The organism is Citrobacter sp. CK188, assembly GCF_030333525.1.
GTDB lineage: Bacteria > Pseudomonadota > Gammaproteobacteria > Enterobacterales > Enterobacteriaceae > Citrobacter_B > Citrobacter_B koseri.
Map to the genome: position 1 here is coordinate 831377 of NZ_JAOWFU010000029.1, position 20534 is coordinate 851910.

Annotated in this window: 17 protein-coding genes, 1 pseudogene and 1 riboswitch; of the genes and pseudogenes, 6 read left to right on the forward strand and 12 right to left on the reverse strand. The window is 52.9% G+C overall.

Annotation, left to right across the window (positions count from 1 at the left end; translation table 11 throughout):
• Positions 1-316 precede the first annotated feature (316 nt).
• From ybtP to OGV67_RS09445, 5 genes are all read left to right on the forward strand, one after another.
• A complete protein-coding gene (gene ybtP, locus OGV67_RS09425; RefSeq protein WP_047066780.1) occupies positions 317-2029 on the forward strand; it encodes a yersiniabactin ABC transporter ATP-binding/permease protein YbtP in 1713 nt (570 codons plus the stop codon).
• Complete coding sequence (gene ybtQ / locus OGV67_RS09430; protein WP_047066781.1) at positions 2016-3818, forward strand: yersiniabactin ABC transporter ATP-binding/permease protein YbtQ; 1803 nt, start codon at positions 2016-2018, stop codon at positions 3816-3818. Before ybtP ends, ybtQ begins: the two co-directional genes overlap by 14 nt.
• Complete coding sequence (gene ybtX / locus OGV67_RS09435) at positions 3811-5091, forward strand: yersiniabactin-associated zinc MFS transporter YbtX (RefSeq protein ID WP_130028828.1); 1281 nt, start codon at positions 3811-3813, stop codon at positions 5089-5091. The genes ybtQ and ybtX overlap by 8 nt, the downstream gene beginning before the upstream one ends.
• A gap of 27 nt (positions 5092-5118) precedes the next feature.
• Positions 5119-6435 (forward strand): yersiniabactin biosynthesis salicylate synthase Irp9/YbtS, encoded by a 1317-nt coding sequence (gene ybtS, locus OGV67_RS09440; RefSeq protein ID WP_115614746.1) that lies wholly within the window; start codon positions 5119-5121, stop codon positions 6433-6435.
• 333 nt (positions 6436-6768) lie between these two features.
• Positions 6769-7749, forward strand: coding sequence for a Shedu immune nuclease family protein (locus OGV67_RS09445; RefSeq protein ID WP_115614747.1), 981 nt, complete (start codon positions 6769-6771; stop codon positions 7747-7749).
• A gap of 259 nt (positions 7750-8008) precedes the next feature.
• Here OGV67_RS09445 and ychF read toward each other — a convergent pair whose 3' ends face one another.
• A complete protein-coding gene (gene ychF, locus OGV67_RS09450) occupies positions 8009-9100 on the reverse strand; it encodes a redox-regulated ATPase YchF (RefSeq protein ID WP_012132142.1) in 1092 nt (363 codons plus the stop codon).
• A 116-nt stretch (positions 9101-9216) separates the two neighbouring features.
• Entirely contained in the window at positions 9217-9801 is a 585-nt protein-coding gene (pth, locus tag OGV67_RS09455; RefSeq protein WP_181898480.1) for an aminoacyl-tRNA hydrolase, read from the reverse strand.
• A gap of 275 nt (positions 9802-10076) precedes the next feature.
• On the opposite strand from pth, the gene ychH reads away from it, so the two are divergent.
• Positions 10077-10355: a stress-induced protein YchH gene (ychH, locus tag OGV67_RS09460; protein WP_012132144.1), complete on the forward strand. Its 279-nt coding sequence runs from the start codon at positions 10077-10079 to the stop codon at positions 10353-10355.
• A gap of 51 nt (positions 10356-10406) precedes the next feature.
• On the opposite strand, the gene OGV67_RS09465 is transcribed toward ychH, so the two are convergent.
• The 10 genes and pseudogenes from OGV67_RS09465 to prs all read right to left on the reverse strand — a co-directional run bounded on the left by OGV67_RS09465 (position 10407) and on the right by prs (position 20506).
• Positions 10407-11225: a cytochrome c1 gene (locus tag OGV67_RS09465; protein WP_115614748.1), complete on the reverse strand. Its 819-nt coding sequence runs from the start codon at positions 11223-11225 to the stop codon at positions 10407-10409.
• Between the two features lie 5 nt (positions 11226-11230).
• Positions 11231-12403, reverse strand: a complete 1173-nt coding sequence (locus tag OGV67_RS09470) for a cytochrome b (protein ID WP_012132146.1) — start codon at positions 12401-12403, stop codon at positions 11231-11233.
• A gap of 1 nt (position 12404) precedes the next feature.
• Positions 12405-12956 (reverse strand): ubiquinol-cytochrome c reductase iron-sulfur subunit, encoded by a 552-nt coding sequence (gene petA, locus OGV67_RS09475; protein ID WP_110494182.1) that lies wholly within the window; start codon positions 12954-12956, stop codon positions 12405-12407.
• 32 nt (positions 12957-12988) lie between these two features.
• Entirely contained in the window at positions 12989-13429 is a 441-nt protein-coding gene (locus tag OGV67_RS09480; protein WP_049010130.1) for a pseudoazurin, read from the reverse strand.
• A gap of 18 nt (positions 13430-13447) precedes the next feature.
• The gene (locus tag OGV67_RS09485; protein ID WP_115181578.1) at positions 13448-14269 is read right to left on the reverse strand and encodes an ABC transporter ATP-binding protein; all 822 of its coding nucleotides are present in this window, start codon (positions 14267-14269) and stop codon (positions 13448-13450) included.
• On the reverse strand, positions 14266-15330 hold the full coding sequence (locus OGV67_RS09490; protein WP_353654559.1) for a FecCD family ABC transporter permease: 1065 nt from the start codon (positions 15328-15330) through the stop codon (positions 14266-14268). Before OGV67_RS09490 ends, OGV67_RS09485 begins: the two co-directional genes overlap by 4 nt.
• A 66-nt stretch (positions 15331-15396) precedes the next feature.
• Positions 15397-16464, reverse strand: a pseudogene (locus OGV67_RS09495) (ABC transporter substrate-binding protein).
• 190 nt (positions 16465-16654) lie between these two features.
• Positions 16655-16880: riboswitch (cobalamin riboswitch) on the reverse strand.
• Between the two features lie 200 nt (positions 16881-17080).
• Positions 17081-17641 carry a GNAT family N-acetyltransferase gene (locus tag OGV67_RS09500; RefSeq protein ID WP_012132153.1) on the reverse strand — a complete coding sequence of 187 codons (561 nt, stop codon included), beginning with the start codon at positions 17639-17641 and terminating at the stop codon, positions 17081-17083.
• A gap of 113 nt (positions 17642-17754) precedes the next feature.
• Positions 17755-19434 carry a C4-dicarboxylic acid transporter DauA gene (gene dauA / locus OGV67_RS09505; protein ID WP_024130291.1) on the reverse strand — a complete coding sequence of 560 codons (1680 nt, stop codon included), beginning with the start codon at positions 19432-19434 and terminating at the stop codon, positions 17755-17757.
• A 124-nt stretch (positions 19435-19558) separates the two neighbouring features.
• On the reverse strand, positions 19559-20506 hold the full coding sequence (prs, locus tag OGV67_RS09510) for a ribose-phosphate diphosphokinase (protein ID WP_001518537.1): 948 nt from the start codon (positions 20504-20506) through the stop codon (positions 19559-19561).
• Positions 20507-20534: the final 28 nt, after the last annotated feature.

Genomic DNA, 20534 nt, shown 5'->3' on the forward strand with positions numbered 1-20534 from the left:
GTGCGTTGGCTACGCTCACTCACCCCAGTCACTTACTTCTGTAAGCTCCTGGGGCTTCCCTCGCTTGCCGCCTTCCTGCAACTCGAACTATTTAGGGTATAAATAGAACCGAATGGGGTAGATGAGTTATTGATAATGGTTATTATTCACATTAATTCTCAGAACGCCACCCTGAATTGTCGTTTTTGGCGTCCGTAAAAATTCATCAGGAAATTCAGTTACTCCCATGTCATCTCAATCATCCAATACTGAATCGCTGTCCCGATTTCCTCTCTGGCAGGTGATTACACCGGTTCGCAGGAAGGTTATTTTAGCTATGGCGCTGGCGGGGCTGGCGGCATTAACCAGCCTGGGGGCGCTCCTTTTTCTGGCGTGGAGCCTGCGTGACATTCGCGCGACGCCTGACGCTATTCCGGCCTGGCCGCTGGGCGGCGTGATCGGCTGCGTGGTCTTAACTTTTGTTCTGCGCTTACAGGCGTTCAACACCTCTCATTACGCGGCTTTTCATCTGGAGAACATTCTGCGCAGCAGGTTAGCCCGTAAAGCATTGCAGCTTCCGCCTGGTGTGTTACAGCAAATGGGTAGCGGGTCAGTGGCGAAAGTGATGCTGGATGACGTGAAGTCGTTACATATCTTTGTGGCTGACAGCACGCCGCTCTATGCCCGCGCGATCATCATGCCGCTGGCGACAATCGTTATCTTGTTCTGGCTGGACTGGCGGCTGGCAATCGCGACGCTGGGGGTACTGGCGTTTGGATCGGTTGTTCTCGTGCTCGCCCGCCAGCGTTCGGAAGATATGGCTCAGCGTTATCATAAGGCGCGCGAGCAGGTCAGTGCGGCGGTTATTGAGTTCGTGCAGGCCATGCCCGTGGTGAGAACGTTTGATAGCGGCAGCACCAGTTTTTTGCGCTATCAACGCGCCCTTGAAGAGTGGGTCGATGTGCTCAAAACCTGGTATCGCAAAGCCGGTTTTTCAGCGCGTTTTTCCTTCTCGATTCTGAATCCTCTCCCGACCCTGTTTGTCCTGATCTGGTCGGGATACGGCCTGTTGCACTATGGCAGTCTCGATTTTATCGCGTGGGTGGCCGTTTTACTGCTGGGCAGCGGAATGGCCGAAGCCGTAATGCCAATGATGATGCTCAATAACCTGGTCGCGCAAACGCGTTTAAGCATTCAGCGTATTTATCAGGTTCTCGCGATGCCGGAGTTATCGCTGCCGCAGTCTGACCAGCAGCCGCAAGAGGCGAGCATTACCTTTGAGCAGGTGAGCTTTCATTATCCGCAAGCGCGTACTGGCGCCGCGTTGCAGGAGGTGAGCTTTCATGTGCCTGCCGGGCAAATTGTGGCGCTGGTCGGGCCAAGCGGCGCCGGAAAAAGCACCGTGGCGCGCTTGCTGCTGCGTTATGCCGACCCGGACAAAGGCCATATCCGTATTGGCGGCGTGGATCTGCGTGATATGCAGACGGACACCCTGATGAAGCAACTCTCGTTTGTGTTTCAGGACAACTTCCTTTTTGCCGACACGATAGCCAATAACATTCGTCTGGGCGCGCCGGATACGCCGCTGGAGGCGGTAATAGCGGCGGCCAGAGTGGCGCAGGCCCATGATTTTATTAGCGCGCTGCCAGAAGGTTACAACACGCGAGTCGGGGAGCGCGGGGTATTTCTCTCCGGCGGCCAGCGGCAGCGCATCACTATCGCCCGGGCGCTTTTGCAGGATCGCCCCATCCTGGTGCTTGATGAGGCGACGGCGTTTGCTGACCCGGAAAACGAAGCGGCGCTTATCAAAGCGCTCGCGGCGGCCATGCGCGGCCGGACGGTCATCATGGTCGCGCATCGTCTCTCAATGGTGACTCAGGCCGATGTGATATTGCTGTTTTCCGACGGACAGCTCAGGGAAATGGGGAACCATACGCAACTGTTGGCGCAGGGCGGCCTGTATCAACGGCTCTGGCAACACTATCAGCAGGCGCAGCATTGGGTGCCGGGTGGAACACAGGAAGAGGTGGTGGAAAATGAAAGACAATAATCCTGCGGATAACCTGGCCTGGCGCGTCATCTGGCGCCAGCTTATCTCCAGCGTTGGCAGTCAGGCCAGGATGCTGCGGCGCAGTATGCTGGCGCTGTTGCTGGCGGCATTCATGCAGGGGATCGCTTTTGCCTGTCTTTATCCAATCATTGATGCGCTGTTACGGGGAGACGCGCCGCAACTTCTTAACTGGGCTATGGCCTTCAGCGTTGCCGCGATTGTGACGCTGGCGCTACGCTGGTATGGCCTGGGCTTTGAATACCGTGGTCATCTGGCGCAGGCCACCCATGAGTTGCGCCTGCGACTTGGCGAGCAGTTACGCCGCGTGCCGCTGGAGAAGCTCCAGCGCGGCAGGGCGGGCGAAATGAACGCCTTGCTGCTGGGCAGCGTGGATGAAAACCTTAATTATGTTATTGCGATAGCCAATATTTTGCTGCTCACCATTGTCACGCCGCTGACGGCGTCGCTGGCGACATTGTGGATAGACTGGCGGCTGGGGCTGGTGATGTTGCTGATCTTCCCTCTGCTGGTGCCGTTTTATTACTGGCGCCGCCCGGCGATGCGGCGACAAATGCAGACGCTGGGGGAAGCGCACCAGCGTCTGAGCGGCGATATCGTTGAATTTGCTCAGGGGATGATGGTATTGCGCACCTGCGGCAGCGATGCCGATAAAAGCCGGGCGCTGCTGGCGCATTTCAATGCGCTGGAAAACTTACAGACCCGCACTCACCGTCAGGGCGCTGGCGCGACGATGCTGATCGCCAGCGTCGTGGAGTTGGGCCTACAGGTGGTGGTGTTATCCGGGATCGTCTGGGTGGTGACGGGCACTCTGAACCTCGCCTTTCTGATTGCCGCCGTCGCGATGATTATGCGCTTTGCAGAACCGATGGCGATGTTTATCAGCTACACCTCGGTTGTGGAACTGATCGCCAGCGCCCTGCAACGGATTGAGCAGTTTATGGCGGTAGCGCCGCTTCCCGTCGCAGCGCAAAGCGAGATGCCGGAACGTTATGATATCCGCTTTGACAACGTCAGCTATCGCTACGAAGAAGGCGACGGCCACGCGCTTAATCATGTTTCTTTGACGTTCCCGGCAGCCAGTATGAGCGCGCTGGTGGGTGCCTCCGGCGCAGGCAAAACCACGGTCACTAAACTGTTAATGCGTTATGCCGATCCGCAGCAAGGGCAGATTTCTATTGGCGGCGTCGATATTCGCCGCCTGACGCCGGAACAGCTCAATAGCCTGATTTCTGTTGTTTTCCAGGATGTCTGGCTGTTTGATGACACGCTGCTGGCGAATATCCGTATCGCGCGCCCACAGGCGACGCGACAGGAGGTGGAAGAGGCCGCCCGCGCGGCGCAGTGCCTTGAGTTTATTTCCCGTCTTCCGCAAGGCTGGCTGACGCCAATGGGGGAGATGGGCGGCCAGCTATCGGGCGGCGAGCGCCAGCGGATTTCCATTGCCAGAGCGTTATTGAAAAACGCGCCGGTCGTCATTCTCGATGAACCGACCGCCGCGCTGGATATTGAAAGCGAGCTGGCGGTGCAAAAAGCGATCGATAACCTGGTTCACAACCGGACGGTGATTATCATCGCTCACCGTTTATCCACCATCGCCGGGGCCGGAAACATTCTGGTGATGGAAGAGGGACAGGTGGTGGAGCAGGGTACTCATGCGCAATTGATCTCCCGTCATGGACGTTATCAGGCGCTGTGGCAGGCGCAAATGGCCGCGCGCGTGTGGCGCGACGAAGAGGTTTCCGCGTCTGGAGAGTGGGTGCATGAGTGATGTTCAGTCGAATGTGAAACCGCTGACGTTGACGACCGGGCGGGTGATTTTTGCTATTGCCGGCGTCTATGTGACGCAGAGCCTGGTATCGGCGCTGTCTATGCAGTCCTTACCCGCGCTGGTGCGCGCTGCTGGCGGCTCGCTGGCGCTTGCCGGTGCGACAACCCTGTTCATGCTGCCCTGGGCGCTGAAGTTTATTTGGGCGCCGTGGATCGAGCGCTGGCGGCTTCCGCCCGGTAGCCAGGAACGCCGTTCGCGGATGTTAATCCTGCGTGGTCAGGTCGCGCTAGCGGCGATCCTGATGATTGCCGCAGCGATTGGCTGGTTTGGGCGAGAAGGGGGATTTCCCGATACGCAAATCGTCGCGTTATTTGTTCTGTTTATGGTGGCAGGCACGGTCGCCTCCACCATTGATATCGCCAGCGACGGCTTTTGCGTCGATCAACTGACCCGCGCGGGTTACGGCTGGGGAAACAGCGTGCAGGTTGGCGGCAGCTATCTGGGAATGATGTGCGGCGGCGGGGTGTTTCTGATGCTGTCGGCAGCATCCGGCTGGCCTGTCGCCATGCTGATGATGGCGGTGCTGATTATGGCGCTGTCACTCCCGCTGTGGCGCATTACGGAGCCGACGCGAACAGCGACTATCCCGCATGTTCCGGCGTTAGGTTATGCGCTAAGGAGGAAACAGGCACGCCTGGGCTTACTGCTGGTATTGATGCTGAATTCAGGCATGCGGTTTGTGCTGCCTCTCCTGGCGCCGCTGTTGTTGGATCATGGGTTGAGCATGTCCGCGTTGGGCGCGCTGTTTAGCGGCGGCAATATTGCAGCGGGCATAGCAGGAACGCTGGCTGGCGGATTGCTGATGAAATACACCTCACCCGGCAGAGCGCTGTTGACGGCTTATGGCGTCCAGGGGATCGCGCTGCTGGCGGTGGTGATGACGCTCATGATGGCGCCGGGTCATCTGCTGCTGCCGATTCTCCAGTGTCTGGTCATTGTCCAGTCCATTTCGCTGGCCTGCGCGCTGGTCTGTCTTTACGCCACGCTGATGTCGCTTTCATCGCCTTTGCAGGCCGGTGTCGACTTCACCCTCTTTCAATGTACTGACGCGGCAATCGCCATTCTGGCAGGCGTTATCGGCGGCGTTGTTGCTCAACATTTTGGCTATGCGGCCTGCTTCCTGTTTGCCGGGGCATTCACGTTGCTGGCGGCGTGGGTTGCTTATATCCGGCTGCATTCGGCAAGAGAACTGATGACCAGCGCAATTGATTGATCCGGGAATAACACAGAGAGGTAAGGGATGAAAATCAGTGAATTTCTACACCTGGCGTTACCAGAGGAACAATGGCTGCCGACGATTTCTGGCGTTTTACGCCAGTTCGCAGAAGAAGAGTGTTATGTCTATGAGCGTCAACCCTGTTGGTATTTAGGCAAAGGGTGCCAGGCACGGTTGCACATTAATGCCGACGGAACGCAGGCGACATTTATTGATGATACCGGGGAGCAACAATGGGCGGTGGATTCCATTGCCGACTGCGCGCGTCGTTTTATGGCGCATCCTCAGGTGAAAGGACGTCGGGTATATGGACAGGTCGGGTTCAACTTTGCGGCGCATGCGCGGGGGATTACCTTTGACGCCGGGGAGTGGCCGCTGCTGACGTTAACCGTTCCCCGTGAAGAACTTATTTTTGAAAAGGGAAATGTCACCGTTTATGCGGACTCCGCCGACGGGTGCCGACGTTTGTGCGAGTGGGTAAAAGAGGCCAGTACAACGACGCAGAACGCACCACTGGCGGTGGATACCGCCCTCAATGGCGAGGCGTATAAACAACAGGTTGCGCGCGCCGTTGCGGAGATCCGCCGTGGCGAGTATGTCAAAGTGATTGTCTCGCGCGCCATTCCCCTGCCATCGCGGATTGATATGCCCGCCACGCTGTTATACGGGCGGCAGGCAAATACACCTGTGCGGTCGTTTATGTTCCGTCAGGAAGGACGCGAAGCGCTGGGCTTTAGCCCGGAACTGGTGATGTCAGTGACGGGCAATAAAGTGGTCACTGAACCGCTTGCGGGCACCCGCGATCGCATGGGAAACCCGGAGCATAATAAGGCGAAAGAGGCAGAACTGCTGCACGACAGTAAAGAGGTGCTTGAGCATATCCTTTCGGTCAAAGAAGCTATTGCTGAACTGGAGGCCGTTTGCCAGCCGGGCAGCGTGGTGGTTGAAGATTTAATGTCGGTTCGCCAGCGCGGCAGCGTTCAGCATCTGGGGTCTGGCGTGAGCGGTCAGCTTGCGGAAAACAAGGATGCCTGGGATGCGTTTACCGTGCTGTTTCCGTCGATTACCGCCTCAGGTATCCCTAAAAATGCTGCTCTGAACGCGATTATGCAAATTGAGAAGACGCCGCGAGAGCTTTATTCCGGCGCAATCCTGCTGCTGGACGATACGCGCTTTGATGCGGCGCTAGTTCTGCGTTCCGTATTTCAGGACAGCCTGCGCAGCTGGATACAGGCGGGGGCGGGAATCATCGCGCAATCTATGCCGGAACGCGAACTGACGGAAACCCGGGAGAAATTAGCGAGCATTGCGCCCTATTTAATAGCGGCAGAGCAGGGGTAGTCGGGTGAGATTGCCCGCCCTGGCAGTCAGCGGCTGGTTATTAATGTGAAGTGCAGCGTTATGAAAAAAATCCACGCCAGAGCGTGGATTTTTGTTATTCGTGAAAGGTGTCTCTTTCACGAAGATGGGTCAATGACGAGTAAAGCTTCCGTTCATGAATACCCGTTTCGGGCAGATTTATGCTCATTGCGGAGAATCTTCACTCAAAAACGGTGAGTGGAAATCTACTGACAAAATCGTATGATGCAGGTAAAGATACTCGAATATGCTGTACGCATCTGCAAGATGTGCTCAGGATAAATAAAATACACTGCGAAAGTTGAGGTTGTGCTAATGGAATTTGAGGCGGAACAAGTAACCTTTGAGAGAAAGATAAGACGTTATCTCTCCGCTAGCGTGAAGCGGCAGGTAGCTATATTGAGCGGCTATCGATGCTCGTTTCCAGGTTGTGATCAAAACCTCATGCTTCAGGATTCATCATTTATTGGTGAAATAGCTTCGATTGAAGCCATTCACTCTCACGGACCAAGACACAACCCTTCTAAAAATGCAGACCAACTATTTCAAATAGAAAACTATCTTCTGTTGTGCCCGAATCATCATGCGATTATTGACAGACAGCCGGAAATATATTCGACTGAGTGGCTAAGAAAGGCCAGGAAAGAACATTTAAATAAAATATCAGAAATAGTGTCTGCCTCTAAGTGTGTAGCAGAGGTCAAGCTGGATGAGCAGGTCGAAATCTCTTTAGAGGAAGCAATAGGTGTCTGGAAAGTAAATCGTGAAAATGCATCCGAGGAATTCTGGCAAACTCTTCTACAAAAATGTCCTGCTGTATTATCACAGATATTTCCACAAAGTATGTTTCAGTTAGGCAGTAAATGCTATGTTGGTGGAAAATCGATAAACAATTCGGGTGGTAATCTTGTCGATTTTATCTACGCAAGCAGGCTGACTGGAAATATAGTATTGGTCGAAATAAAGACCCCAAAGACGATATTACTGGGGAGAAGATATAGAACTAATGCCTATTCAATTAGCGAAGAACTATCTGGGGCGTTTGTTCAGGTGTTAAATTATAAAGACCAATTAATGAAGGAATATTTCAAACTAAGTGAAGGTAACGGAGGTGATTCATTTTCGGCATTCAATCCTAAATGCTTAATTGTTATTGGTACACTTGAGTCGGAGCTTAAAAATAATAGTCAATACAAATCATTTGAGCTATTCAGAAATAGTATGACAAACGTTGAGATTGTCACTTATGACGAGCTATTTCAAAAGGCTCAAGACATTCTGGATATGATCAAATAACATGTAATATCGTTTTTAGCCGACTTCCGCCTGTCATTGCGGACAAGAAGCCTCATACAAAGGATAATTTATAACTACAACCACTTAAGGCGTCTACAAAATGGGTGGCTATTCAGATTATACCACCGCTATACTCAGTTCCGATCGCGCTTCCATGATATCAACGGATACGCTTTAAATAAAAAATCCACGCAATTGCGTGGATTTTATGGGTTTTTGTGGACTTTACGAGGTTTATTGAAACCTCATAAGGCAACAATTAGACGTTGAACAAGAAGTTCATCACATCGCCGTCTTTAACGATGTAGTCTTTGCCTTCCGCACGCATCTTACCGGCTTCTTTCGCGCCTTGTTCACCTTTGTACGTGATGAAGTCGTCGAAAGCGATGGTCTGCGCACGAATAAAGCCTTTCTCAAAATCAGTGTGAATTTTACCCGCAGCCTGCGGTGCGGTTGCGCCGACAGGAATCGTCCACGCGCGTACTTCTTTCACACCAGCGGTAAAATAAGTTTGCAGATTCAGCAGCTTGTAGCCCGCACGAATAACGCGGTTGAGACCCGGTTCTTCAATACCCAGCTCAGCCATAAACTCGTCACGGTCAGCATCGTCGAGTTCTGCGATGTCGGCCTCGATAGCGGCACAAACCGGAACCACGACAGAGCCTTCTGCATCGGCAATGGCGCGAACCTGATCCAGGTACGGGTTATTTTCGAAGCCATCTTCGTTGACGTTAGCGATATACATGGTCGGCTTCAGCGTCAGGAAGCTCAGATAGCGGATCGCCGCTTTATCTTCGTCTGTCAGATCCAGTGAGCGCAGCATGCCGGCGTTTTCCAGGTGCGGCAGGCATTTTTCCAGCGCGGCCAGCTCAGCTTTCGCGTCTTTATCGCCACCTTTGGCTTTCTTCTGCACGCGGTGAATGGCGCGTTCACAGGTATCAAGGTCGGACAGCGCCAGCTCGGTGTTGATAACGTCAATATCTTCCGCCGGGTTTACTTTCCCCGCAACGTGGATGATGTTGTCGTTTTCAAAGCAGCGTACTACGTGACCAATCGCTTCGGTTTCACGGATGTTTGTCAGGAACTGGTTACCCAGGCCTTCGCCTTTCGACGCGCCTTTTACCAGACCGGCAATGTCGACGAACTCCATAGTGGTAGGGAGAATGCGCTGCGGCTTGACAATCTCAGCCAGTTTGTCCAGACGCGGATCGGGCATCGGCACTACACCGGTATTTGGCTCGATGGTGCAGAACGGGAAGTTTGCCGCTTCAATACCGGCTTTAGTCAGGGCGTTGAACAGGGTGGATTTCCCGACGTTGGGCAAACCAACGATACCGCATTTGAATCCCATGATTTAAATCACCTTAATATCTTGATAATCAACCTGTTGTAGAAAACAGATTGTAGAAAAGTAAACAACTTTGCCTATTATACACAGCGCGCGGCAAAAATGCCGCACATCACTGCTTATTGTGCTTTAAAGGCATGTAATCGGTTCGTCGCTTTGGTTAACCCTTCTTTGAACCAGACTTCAGTACAACGCGCCGCTTCGTCAATGGCGTCGTCAATTAACTTTTGTTCCGACATCGGCGGTTTACCCAGAACAAAACCGACAACTTTATTTTTATCGCCCGGATGACCAATTCCGACACGTAAGCGATGAAAGTTAGGGTTATTACCCAGTTTGTTGATGATGTCTTTCAGGCCATTATGACCACCGTGTCCGCCGCCTAACTTAAATTTCGCGACGCCAGGGGGGAGATCCAGTTCGTCGTGGGCAACCAGAATCTCATCGGGCATGATGCGGTAAAAACTGGCCATCGCGCCGACGGCTTTACCGCTCAGATTCATAAACGTGGTCGGCACCAGCAGGCGAACATCTTCCCCTTCGAGGGTCACTCTGGAGGTGTAACCGAAGAATTTCGGCTCTTCACGCAGAGGCGCGCGTAGTCGCTCTGCCAGTAAATCGACGTACCATGCGCCCGCATTATGGCGTGTCGCCGCGTATTCTGCGCCGGGGTTCGCCAGGCCGACAATCAATTTAATCGTCACGTTTTTTGTCCTGAGTGTGTCCATAACTGGCGCGTAGTTTACTGTCTGCGGCCGCGCTTGACAAAAAACAGCGTGGATTGCGCCGGAAGCTGAATAATTGCCTGTTTGAACTATTGGAAAGTCAAGCTGTTCATAGGGTTATTTGTAAAGTTTTGTTGAATAACAGGTTGTAATTGTGATCGCCCACGCACTCATAAAGCACAGTGTTGTCTATACTTTACACATAAGGATTAGGGGTATTCCCTGAAACAACCCAAAAGTTCCGGAGGTGACATATGAAACGCAAAAACGCTTCGTTACTCGGTAACGTGCTCATGGGGTTGGGGTTAGTGGTCATGGTGGTTGGTGTTGGTTATTCTATTTTAAACCAGTTACCGCAGTTTAACCTGCCACAATTTTTTGCACATGGTGCGGTGCTGAGCATCTTTGTCGGTGCCATTCTCTGGCTGGCAGGCGCCCGCGTTGGTGGGCATGAACAGGTGAGCGATCGTTACTGGTGGGTTCGCCACTACGACAAACGTTGCCGCCGTAACGACAATCGCCGTCACAGCTAAGGTATCGCGTCGGTTTAAGACCAGTCAGCGTTGAACTGACTGGTCATTGTCTTAACCATTCTCACTCGTTTTTTCTGACGAGCGTCTCTTTAATCGGCGTAAAATCAGCAGCAATGCCAGCATAATGACCAGATAACTCATTACGTAATGGCCCTGATGCTTTCGCTGTTCAAGCGCCGGATCGGCAGCCCATGCCAGAAAAGCCGTAACGTCCCGCGCGTACTGCTCTTCGGTTTCTGGTATATCGTCCTTTTCTGACCAGTTGATCTCCCCATCAGACAACGGCTTCGGCATGTTAATTATGCCGCCGGGAGCGTATCGGTTTGCCTTCATTTCCGGGTCGTCAGGCAGATAACCGGTCAACAGGGCATAGACGTAATCCGCCCCCTGATCGGTATAGGGCAAGAAGGCATCGAACAGAAATTGCGGGAACCCCCGGTCGTATGTTCTGGCGCGAACGATATAGGTTAAATCGACGGGAAGGGCGCCATTATTAAGATATCTTGCTTCCTGATCGTTAAGGTAGGGTGAGACAAACGTATCATTGAGATTGCCTTCCCGCTCGCCGGGTTGACCATCATCCTGAATGTCGGGAAAGACGTAACCGCTGGCAAGACGCTTTGCCTCTGTGAGCGAGAGTTCGGGCCCGCCTGGCTTTGTCAGGGTGCGAAAATTAAGATGAACCATCCCGTGGCAGGCGCGGCATTTCTCTTCGTAGACCTGTAAACCGCGCCGCAGTTGTTCTTTATCATAGTGGCCCGTTATGCCGCTAAAACTCCACGCCTGGCGAGGTGGCGTCTCTTGCGCACAGACAGCGCTGGCGCCCAGAATGCACAGCCATAAAACGCTATATCTTACTAATCCCTTCATGGCGGTTAATCCTGCTTTTCCAGAAAACGTCGGCAGGGCAGTACGATGACAAACCATCCGAAGTAAACCAGCGTTGAAAGTTGCGATGCCGCGCGTATCCAGCCCTCTTCATTACTGAAACCGTCAGGCAGGTCGGGGCCGACCAGCGCTTTTGAACCCAGCCATCCTAAAAAGAATGCATTAGCAACCCAGAGCCAAAAACCACATTTAACGAGCTTGCTGTAATTGCGAAAGCGGGCGCGTGAAGTGTCGAGCCAGGGGAGAAAATAAAAAATCAGCACTGAAGCACACATGGCGACTATCCCGAGAAGTTCGTTTGGGAAGCAGCGCAAAATGGAAAAGAACGGCAAAAAATACCACTCAGGCGCCACGACAGCGGGCGTTACGGTGGGATCTGCCGGGATAAAATTATCGGCGCTGCTGAGATAGTGCGGGGCAAAGAATAAAAACCAGGCGAACAGCATCATGAAAAGAGTGAGCTTGATGGCATCACTGTCGGTGATTTTATAATCGAAAAACAGTTTCCGGGACTCGCTCTGCGTAAATGTCTTTTTCATTGCCTGCGCAAATGCGGACTGCACGGTGCGGATATGCCATATCGTTCCCCCGACAATGACGAAGGGGATAATAAAATGAAGCACATAAAACCGGCCTAATGTGGGTGTTCCTGGAGCATACCCGCCGACTAAAAACGAATACAACGTATCTCCCACCCACGGGATCGCACGAGTGAATCCGGTAATAACGGTGGCGGCCCAGTAGCTTTTTTGCCCCCAAATCAGGCTATATCCCAGAAATGCGGTGATCATCAGTAACACGTATAACGTCACGCTTATCATCCACATTTTGAGATAAGGCTTTCGGTACACGTTGTAATACATGGCGCGGAAGATGTGCAGGTAACAGGCGAAGAAAAATAGCGATGCGCCAATAGAATGCGCGTTGCGCACCAGTTCGCCGTGTCTCACGGATCGCATAATATGAATGATTGAATCAAAGGCCAGCCCTTCCGTGGGTACATAAAACATCGCCAGAACGAGACCAGAAAGGATTTGTACTCCGAGCATCACCAGCAGAATGATCCCGACGGCAAAAACCCAGACGCCTGCGACCGTACGAGGGAAGGGAATACGCCACACTCGCTCTCGTCGGGGTATGGATAGATGTTCTGCCGCCATTTCAGACTTCCTTCGCGCCGATACGCACCGTCAGGCCATCGGGATGAAACGCGTAATCGGGGATTGCGAGATTCGCCGTAGCGGGCCCCCGCGTGACGCGCCCTGAAGTGTCAAACTCCGAGCCATGACAAGGGCATACCCAGCCTTGCCCACCGGGTTTGGCATTGGGCACACAGCCTGCGTGGGGGCAGTAACCTTGAATGACCAGCCACTGCGGATACTCTGTCTTGATACGTTCGCCGTCAGCCTGCGGATCGATAAAACGATGGACATCCGCCTGCTGCGCTGAGCGAATTTCCTCCGGGGTACGGTGATGAATAAGGATAAGCTTTCCCTGCCAGACTCTTTTCACCGTCTGACCGACGGCAACCCCGGCGAGAGAGACATCGACAGGTTCGTTTTCCGCTACGGTTTTATCATCCGGCCCCAGTGCGGAGATGAGCGGCCAGACGGCGGCGGTGACACCCGCAGCCCCGACAAATTTTGTGAGTTTACACAGGCATTCTCGCCGCTGTACCTGAACGTCTTCATTGCTCTGCTTTTTATCCGCCACCGTGCGCCCCTCACCATTTTCGCGTATCTGGATTACTGTTTCTCAATGCGTGTATAAATGTCCTGGAAACGCTTATCCGCGATCCCCGGCGCCTTAAAGGTTCGATAGCTGTCAGGCAGGGTTGCATCACCCACTTTAATGAGCATCACCATCCCTTGCGCGTAATGCGGGGTGCATTTAATACCGTAAAATCCAGGTTTGTCGTACTTGACCTCAATTTCCTCATCAATCTTGCCGATAAATCCGGGGTAGCCTGCTGGCGAAAGCTCTGCGATTGACGCAGCGTTATGGCTCTTATGCTTGCGAATAAACTTCACGGTGTCGCCTGGCTGAATCGCCAGATAATCCGGTTCATATACCATCGGGCCGCCCGCGCCTCTGTTTTTCATCAGCACTTCGTGGGTCTGAGCGAAAGCCGTGGTGGTCAGCGCTAACAGACATAACATGCTCAGGCTTTGCTTAATCAATTTCATGGGTTCTCCCTTAGGTGTTTATTCCGGTCGTTGGTAGCGGATGAAGCAGCTCAATCCATCCGGCGCCTGCTCAACGATGGCATTAATGCCAAACCACTGGCTGAGGTTTTCAGGCGTAAAAATGGTTGCAGGGCTGCCCTGCATTGCCAGTTGACCCGCTTTCATTACGAGAATGCGGTCGCAGAACATGGCGGCATGGTTCAGGTCGTGCAGAGCCGCAATGACGGTGAGCTTCTGGCGTTTCACCAGATTAAGCAGACCTATCTGATGTTGAATGTCGAGATGGTTCGTGGGTTCATCCATCAGCAGCACTTTCGGTTGCTGCGCCAGGGCCCGGGCGATATGCAGACGCTGTTTTTCCCCGCCAGAAAAGGTATTCCAGCAGCGATTTTGTACGCGCTGTAGATCTACCTTCTCCAGCATGGTCTGGACAATATCGTCATCTTGTTTAGACCAGGGCGAGAGCAGACTCAACCACGGGGTGCGCCCCAGAGAGACAGCCTGCAATGCGGTGAGACGTTCACTGGTTTCCGCTTGTTGTTCCACCAGCGCCACTTTTTGCGCTAAATGGCGGCGCGAGTAATGGCGGATATTTTTATTCTCCAGCGTTACGCTGCCTGACGAGGGTTTCAGTAAACCGGCAAGCAATGAGATCAGTGATGTTTTGCCTGAGCCATTGGGGCCGATAATGCCGACAAACTCACCGGGCGCGACGTGAAAAGAGACGTCGCTGACGATGGCTTTGCCTTTTACTTCCCAGTGCAGTTGCTGCGCCTGCACCAGGCTTCGGACTGTTGCAGAAGGATAGCGTGGAGCGGTGAGAGCAGAATTTACCGTCATTTTGTCTGGTTTCCTCTGATCAAAATGATGGAAAACGCAGGTGCGCCTACAAGCGCCGTAATCACCCCGATGGGTAACACCTGCCCGGGAAGTAATGTCCTGGAGATTACGTCGGCGATAATGAGAAAAATGGCGCCGATCATGGCGCTGACCGGCAGCAATCGATGGTGTTGATTACCCACCAGCAGGCGGGCTACATGAGGGATCACCAGGCCGACAAAACCAATCGCCCCGACAATGGAGACCATAATTGCCGTCATCCCGGTAACGGCGGCAATCAGGACTCCGCGCGTGCGTTTTACCGGGATGCCAAGTGACGCTGCGGACTCTGCGCCAAACGAAAACGCATCCAGATGACGGGCGTAACAAAAACATAACGCCACACCGACCAGCGCGGTAGGGACGGCCAAAACGACATCTGGCCAGCGAACGCCGCTCAGATTGCCCAGCAGCCAGAACATAATCCCACGAGCCTGTTCTGCATTCGCTGAACGAGTGATGATTAGCGAGGTGAGGGCATTAAATAACTGTGAACTGGCGATCCCGGCCAGGATGATTTGTGTGGTGGCGCTTCCCTGTCTCCCCCCGGCGGCGATCGCCAGTAACGCCACGAAAAGAAAAGCCGTTAACGCCCCAATAAAAGCCCCAAGCGACATGCTGACGATCCCAGCGCCAATCCCTGTTAAGGCGATCAGAACAGCGCCGGTCGAGGCGCCGGCAGAGATCCCCAGTAGATAAGGCTCTGCCAGCGCGTTTCGTAGCAATGACTGCAATACGACGCCGGAAACCGCCAGACATGCGCCACAACAGGCAGAAACCAACGCCCGCGTCAGGCGATAGTTCCAGATAATGCCCGCATCCAGCGCATCAACGGCATAGCGCGTATCAAAGAACTGGTTAGAAAGCGTATGGATGACATGCTGCCAGGGGATAAACGTCTCGCCAATGGAGATCCCCGCCAGTAGAACGCAGCACATCAGCACGCTGACCCAAAGGGCGTGTCCCCCGATTCTTATCGTTAACTGGCCGACAGCGCGACGCGTCCTGCGAGTTTCGCTCATCATCTACCTGTAATCCTGAATGCCAGAGGCGCGCTATGCCCGGTAAGACATAGCGCGACATAAAGATTATTGAGCCGTTTTCGGATGTGCCAGACCGTATTCAACCAACGCATCTGCGAGTTTTTCGACGCCATCTATCGTTCTGATGCCGGCGTTCATTGTTTGCACATCCACCACCGGCAGATGGTTCTCCTTCACGGCGGGGATGAGTTTAGTCACGGGGTCGGACTTGAGATATTCCAGTTTGACATGCCAGTCATCTGCCGGGAAACGACGACGGCTCATTTCACCGAGAACAATGACGGACGGGCTGGCTTTCGCGATGGTTTCCCAGCCAACGGTTGGCCACTCTTCAGCAGAATCAATCACATTTTTCACCCCCAGCGTTTGGGCGATCCATGCGGCAGGGCCAAATTTCCCGGCCACATAGGGGTCCAGTTGCAGGTCGGCGCTGGAAAACCAGAATACGGCGGAGACGTTCTTATCCATTCCGGCAATTTTATTTTTGGCGGCAGCTTCACGGGCCTTCAGACTGGCGATCAATTCATCGCCTTTGTCCTGCACGTCAAAAATTTTCGCCAGATCGGAGACTTCCTGATAAACCATAGCAATATCAAACATGCCTTTACGTACACCGTCTCCACCGTCTTCGTTGTCTTTAGCGCAGTCCGCAGGCGCGGTATATACCGGCACGTTCAACTCGCTAAACTGCTCGTAAGAGGCGACGGTTCCGGCAGGTCCAATTTGCCATTCAAACTAACTGGCGACCAAATCCGGTTTTTTGGCAATAATTCCTTCAAAGCTGGGGATGTTCTGCGCAATCACGGCCACTTTTTCATTTGCCGCTTTGTAAGCATCCGGGACGGGACCGAACCACAGCGATGTGCCGACAACGCGCTCGGCCAGCCCCAGGGAATAAAGAATTTCAGTGCTGTTTTGCCCGACCGTGGCAACGCGTTCCGGGGCTTTATTGAAGGTAATATCACGGCCGCAGTTTTTAATCGTCAACGGATAGACTGTTTTTGCCGCATGAGTCAATCCTGATGTGAATAATAACGCTGCGCCAGCCACAGCCAGAAGGTATTTTTTATGAGGTAAAGTAAAGTCTGCGTACATTGTTATCGTCCTGTACATGCCAGAATCTGAACGTCTGGTCATGGTTTATTTGGTTCCATATATCGGGACAGGTACATGACGATAGATGACATTGAATGATGAAATTATGAGAATGCAAAATCTCAGCAGGAATAGGCTCATCAGGCTCATCAATTCATAATGGTATTTATGCCAAATAAATCATCCCATGGACCATCCCGTCCACTCAATGTGTACAACCCTGACAGCAGGTCTCCTGGCTCACGGTAATCAGAATATCGGCCTTCCCATAAAGCAAATCTTTACAGTGACCGGTGGTTACAATAACCACACGCAGATATTCGGTATCCGCCTACAGTTGCGGGGGCAGCTATGGAATGAGATTAAAATAATCCGCACCATATTCCTTTCAAAACAACGGCTGTGTTATGAATACTGTCACTGGCGACTGTATCGGCAATCAATAACCTCGTCAACCGTATGAAAAAAGAACAAAAACATCATACTTTATGGTGATTTTTATATTAATTAATTTAAATTCAAATGGTTGTGTTTTTGTTGGAGTGGTGATTATTGCAACCGCAAGTAATAACGGAAAGGCAAATGAGAATTGATTGACGTTGATCAATTAATCGCGATGAGAAAGAAGGCGTTATTATAAACAGTGAATGTTATCAATATTGTCGCTGGTAACAATATATTTACACGGTTTTTCCATATGCACGATCTGCCACTCGTCGCCCACATCCATGAAGACGTTAAACAGATTTCGCCGCCAGAATTGATACCCGCCGGGTAAAAAATGATGGGTGTGCAAATATAATATTTTATAGTGTTGCTGCTCGCAAAATTGTTCAGCCAGCGAGACCAGTTGGCTGCCAATACCTTGCCTGCGATAATGCTGATCGACATAGCAGCGACAAATCTCAGCTGTCTCCGGTAAATTATAACGACCGTGCAACATCTCTATTCTGTCATCGTACTGACATATCGCCAGCGTCCCAATTATCTGCTGTTGTTCATTCCAGACGCCGAACAATTGGTTTCTTTCCCGCTCAAGATAATTTCCCTGGAGGTCGAATACGTCGTCACTCGCAGTGGGTAATGCTCTTCCGGCATTAAAATAAAGATTAAGATGCCGAATAATAAAGGACTGTACGGCAGGAATATCGTCCCGCGTTATTTCACGAAAAACAAACGGAGAGGTTGGTTTCATATCGGTTATCGCTAACAAATATCAGGAAAACGATAATAACAAGCCAGACGCAGAAAACCAGTTTTCAATAAGAAAACTTGCCGGTCTGTTGAGATACAGACCGGCAGTCGGGATTAGATATCCGCCAGCGCGGCATCTTTGTTCGGGAAGAATGCCAGACGACCCGGAATGGGTTTGATACCGGCGCGGGCCATGGTACGCAGCGGCTGGAATTCCACGTTACTGACGCGCAGTTCACAGCCTTCCGGCAAACGCTTCACAAAGCGCTGGAAGGCGTCCAGACCACCGGCATCCAGCACCGGAACGGCGTCCCACTTCAGCACCACAATGCGTTTACCCTCAATGCGTGATTCGAGGTCGGTAAATAACCCTTCCGCGGCGGCGAAAAAGAGCGGCCCGATAACGCGTAATACCAGCACATCATCGGGAACCGTGATGTTTACCGCCGCGAGGCGCGTCATACGGGCAATACGGCGCATAAACAGCAGGGAAGCCAGGACAATCCCGACGCTGATCGCAATCACCATATCGAAAAGCACCGTCAGCGACATACACATCATCATCACGATGATGTCATCTTTGGGCGCATGTCGCAGTAAATCGACCACCTTATGGGCTTCACTCATGTTCCACGCAACCATCAGCAGCAGCGCGGCCATGGCGGAAAGCGGCAGCCATGACAGCAGGGGAGCCAGCGCGAGGAGGGCGAGGATGACCAGAATTGCGTGGATAACGGCGGAAATGGGCGAGGTCGCGCCTGCGCGCACGTTTGCCGCAGAACGGGCGATCGCCGCCGTCGCGGTGATCCCGCCAAAGAACGGCGCCACAATATTCCCCAGCCCCTGGCCGATCAGTTCGCTGTTTGCTTTGTGTTTGGTGCCCGTCATGCCGTCGAGCACGACCGCGCACAGCAGGGATTCAATCGCCCCCAGCATCGCCATCGAGAAAGCGGCTGGCAATAACGCCCGCAATGAATCCCAGCTTAGCGTGAAATCTGAATCCGGGAGATTCCACGGCAATACCAGCTGCGGCAACAACTGAGGAATGCCGTTGCCCTGCGAACCATCGGCCAGCACATAGTGGAACTGTGAACCAATCGTCGCCACATGACCACCCAGCAGATTAACCACGGCCATAACGGCGCAGCCTGCCAGCAGCGCCGGAAGATGGCCTGGCAGACGAATCCCCAGACGCGGCCAGAAAATCAGCATACCGAGCGTCACCACGCCAATAGCGGCATCGCCCGGATTAATGGTCGGCAACGCCATAACCAGCGCCCCGACTTTTTGTAGGTAATGCTCCGGCACATGGGCCATTTGCAGACCGAGAAAATCTTTAATCTGCATTGTCCCGATGGTGATGCCGATCCCTGATGTAAAACCTAACGTGACCGATACGGGAATGTATTCGATCAGACGACCAAAACGCGCGAGGCCGAAGAGGATCAGGAACACCCCGGACATGAGGGTGGCGACCAGCAGACCTGCCAGCCCGAATTGTTGCGATACCGGGTAGAGAATAACGACAAATGCGGCGGTCGGGCCGGAGACGCTGAAGCGCGACCCGCCGGTTAAGGCAATAACAATCCCCGCCACAGCGGACGTATAAAGACCGTACTGCGGTGCAACACCACTGCCAATTGCCAGCGCCATCGCCAGCGGGATAGCGATGATCCCGACGGTTACCCCGGCAATCACATCACGGGTGAACCGTGAGGCGGTATATTTTTCTTTCCAGCAAGCGTCGATGAGGGCGCGGAAAGGCATCACATGTGAGGAAAATATTCTGTTCACAATAATGTTTCATCCATGAGCGCATCATCTGTCAACTAAATGGCAGGTGAAGGAGGCATTGGTCATACAAATAAGAGTTACAGACAAAAAAACCCGCCGCAGCGGGTTTTTTAGCCGGGTTCGATTAATGTTCGAACATAGCTGAAATGGATTCTTCGTTGCTGATACGACGAATCGCTTCGGCCAGCATACCCGACAGTGTCAACGTGCGCACGTTCGGCAGTGCTTTAATTTCGTCGGTCAGTGGAATGGTGTCACAGACAACGACTTCATCAATCACAGAATTGCGCAGGTTGTTTGCCGCATTGCCTGAGAAAATCGGGTGAGTCGCGTAGGCGAATACGCGTTTGGCACCACGTTCTTTCAGTGCTTCTGCTGCTTTGCACAGCGTACCACCGGTATCGATCATATCATCAACCAGTACGCAGTCGCGGCCGGCAACGTCACCGATGATGTGCATCACCTGAGAAACGTTAGCGCGCGGACGGCGTTTGTCGATGATCGCCATATCGGTATCGTTCAGCAGCTTAGCGATAGCGCGGGCACGCACAACGCCACCGATATCTGGAGAAACCACAATCGGGTTATCCAGGTTCAGTTGCAGCATATCTTCTAACAGAATTGGGCTACCGAATACGTTATCAACCGGAACGTCAAAGAAGCCCTGGATCTGTTCAGCATGCAGGTCAACAGTGAGAACGCGGTCAACGCCAACGCTGGACAGGAAGTCAGCGACGACTTTTGCGGTAATCGGTACACGAGCGGAACGTACACGACGGTCCTGACGCGCATAGCCAAAGTAAGGGATAACGGCGGTGATACGGCCTGCGGAAGCACGGCGCAGCGCATCGACCATAACAACCAATTCCATCAGGTTGTCGTTAGTAGGGGCACAAGTGGACTGGATGATGAAAATATCACCACCGCGTACATTTTCGTTAATTTGTACGCTGACTTCGCCGTCGCTAAAGCGACCTACAGCGGCGTCGCCGAGAGAAGTGTACAGGCGGTTGGCAATACGTTGTGCTAGTTCCGGGGTGGCGTTACCAGCAAAAAGCTTCATATCAGGCACGAGAAGAACCTCAGGCATGCGTCCATTG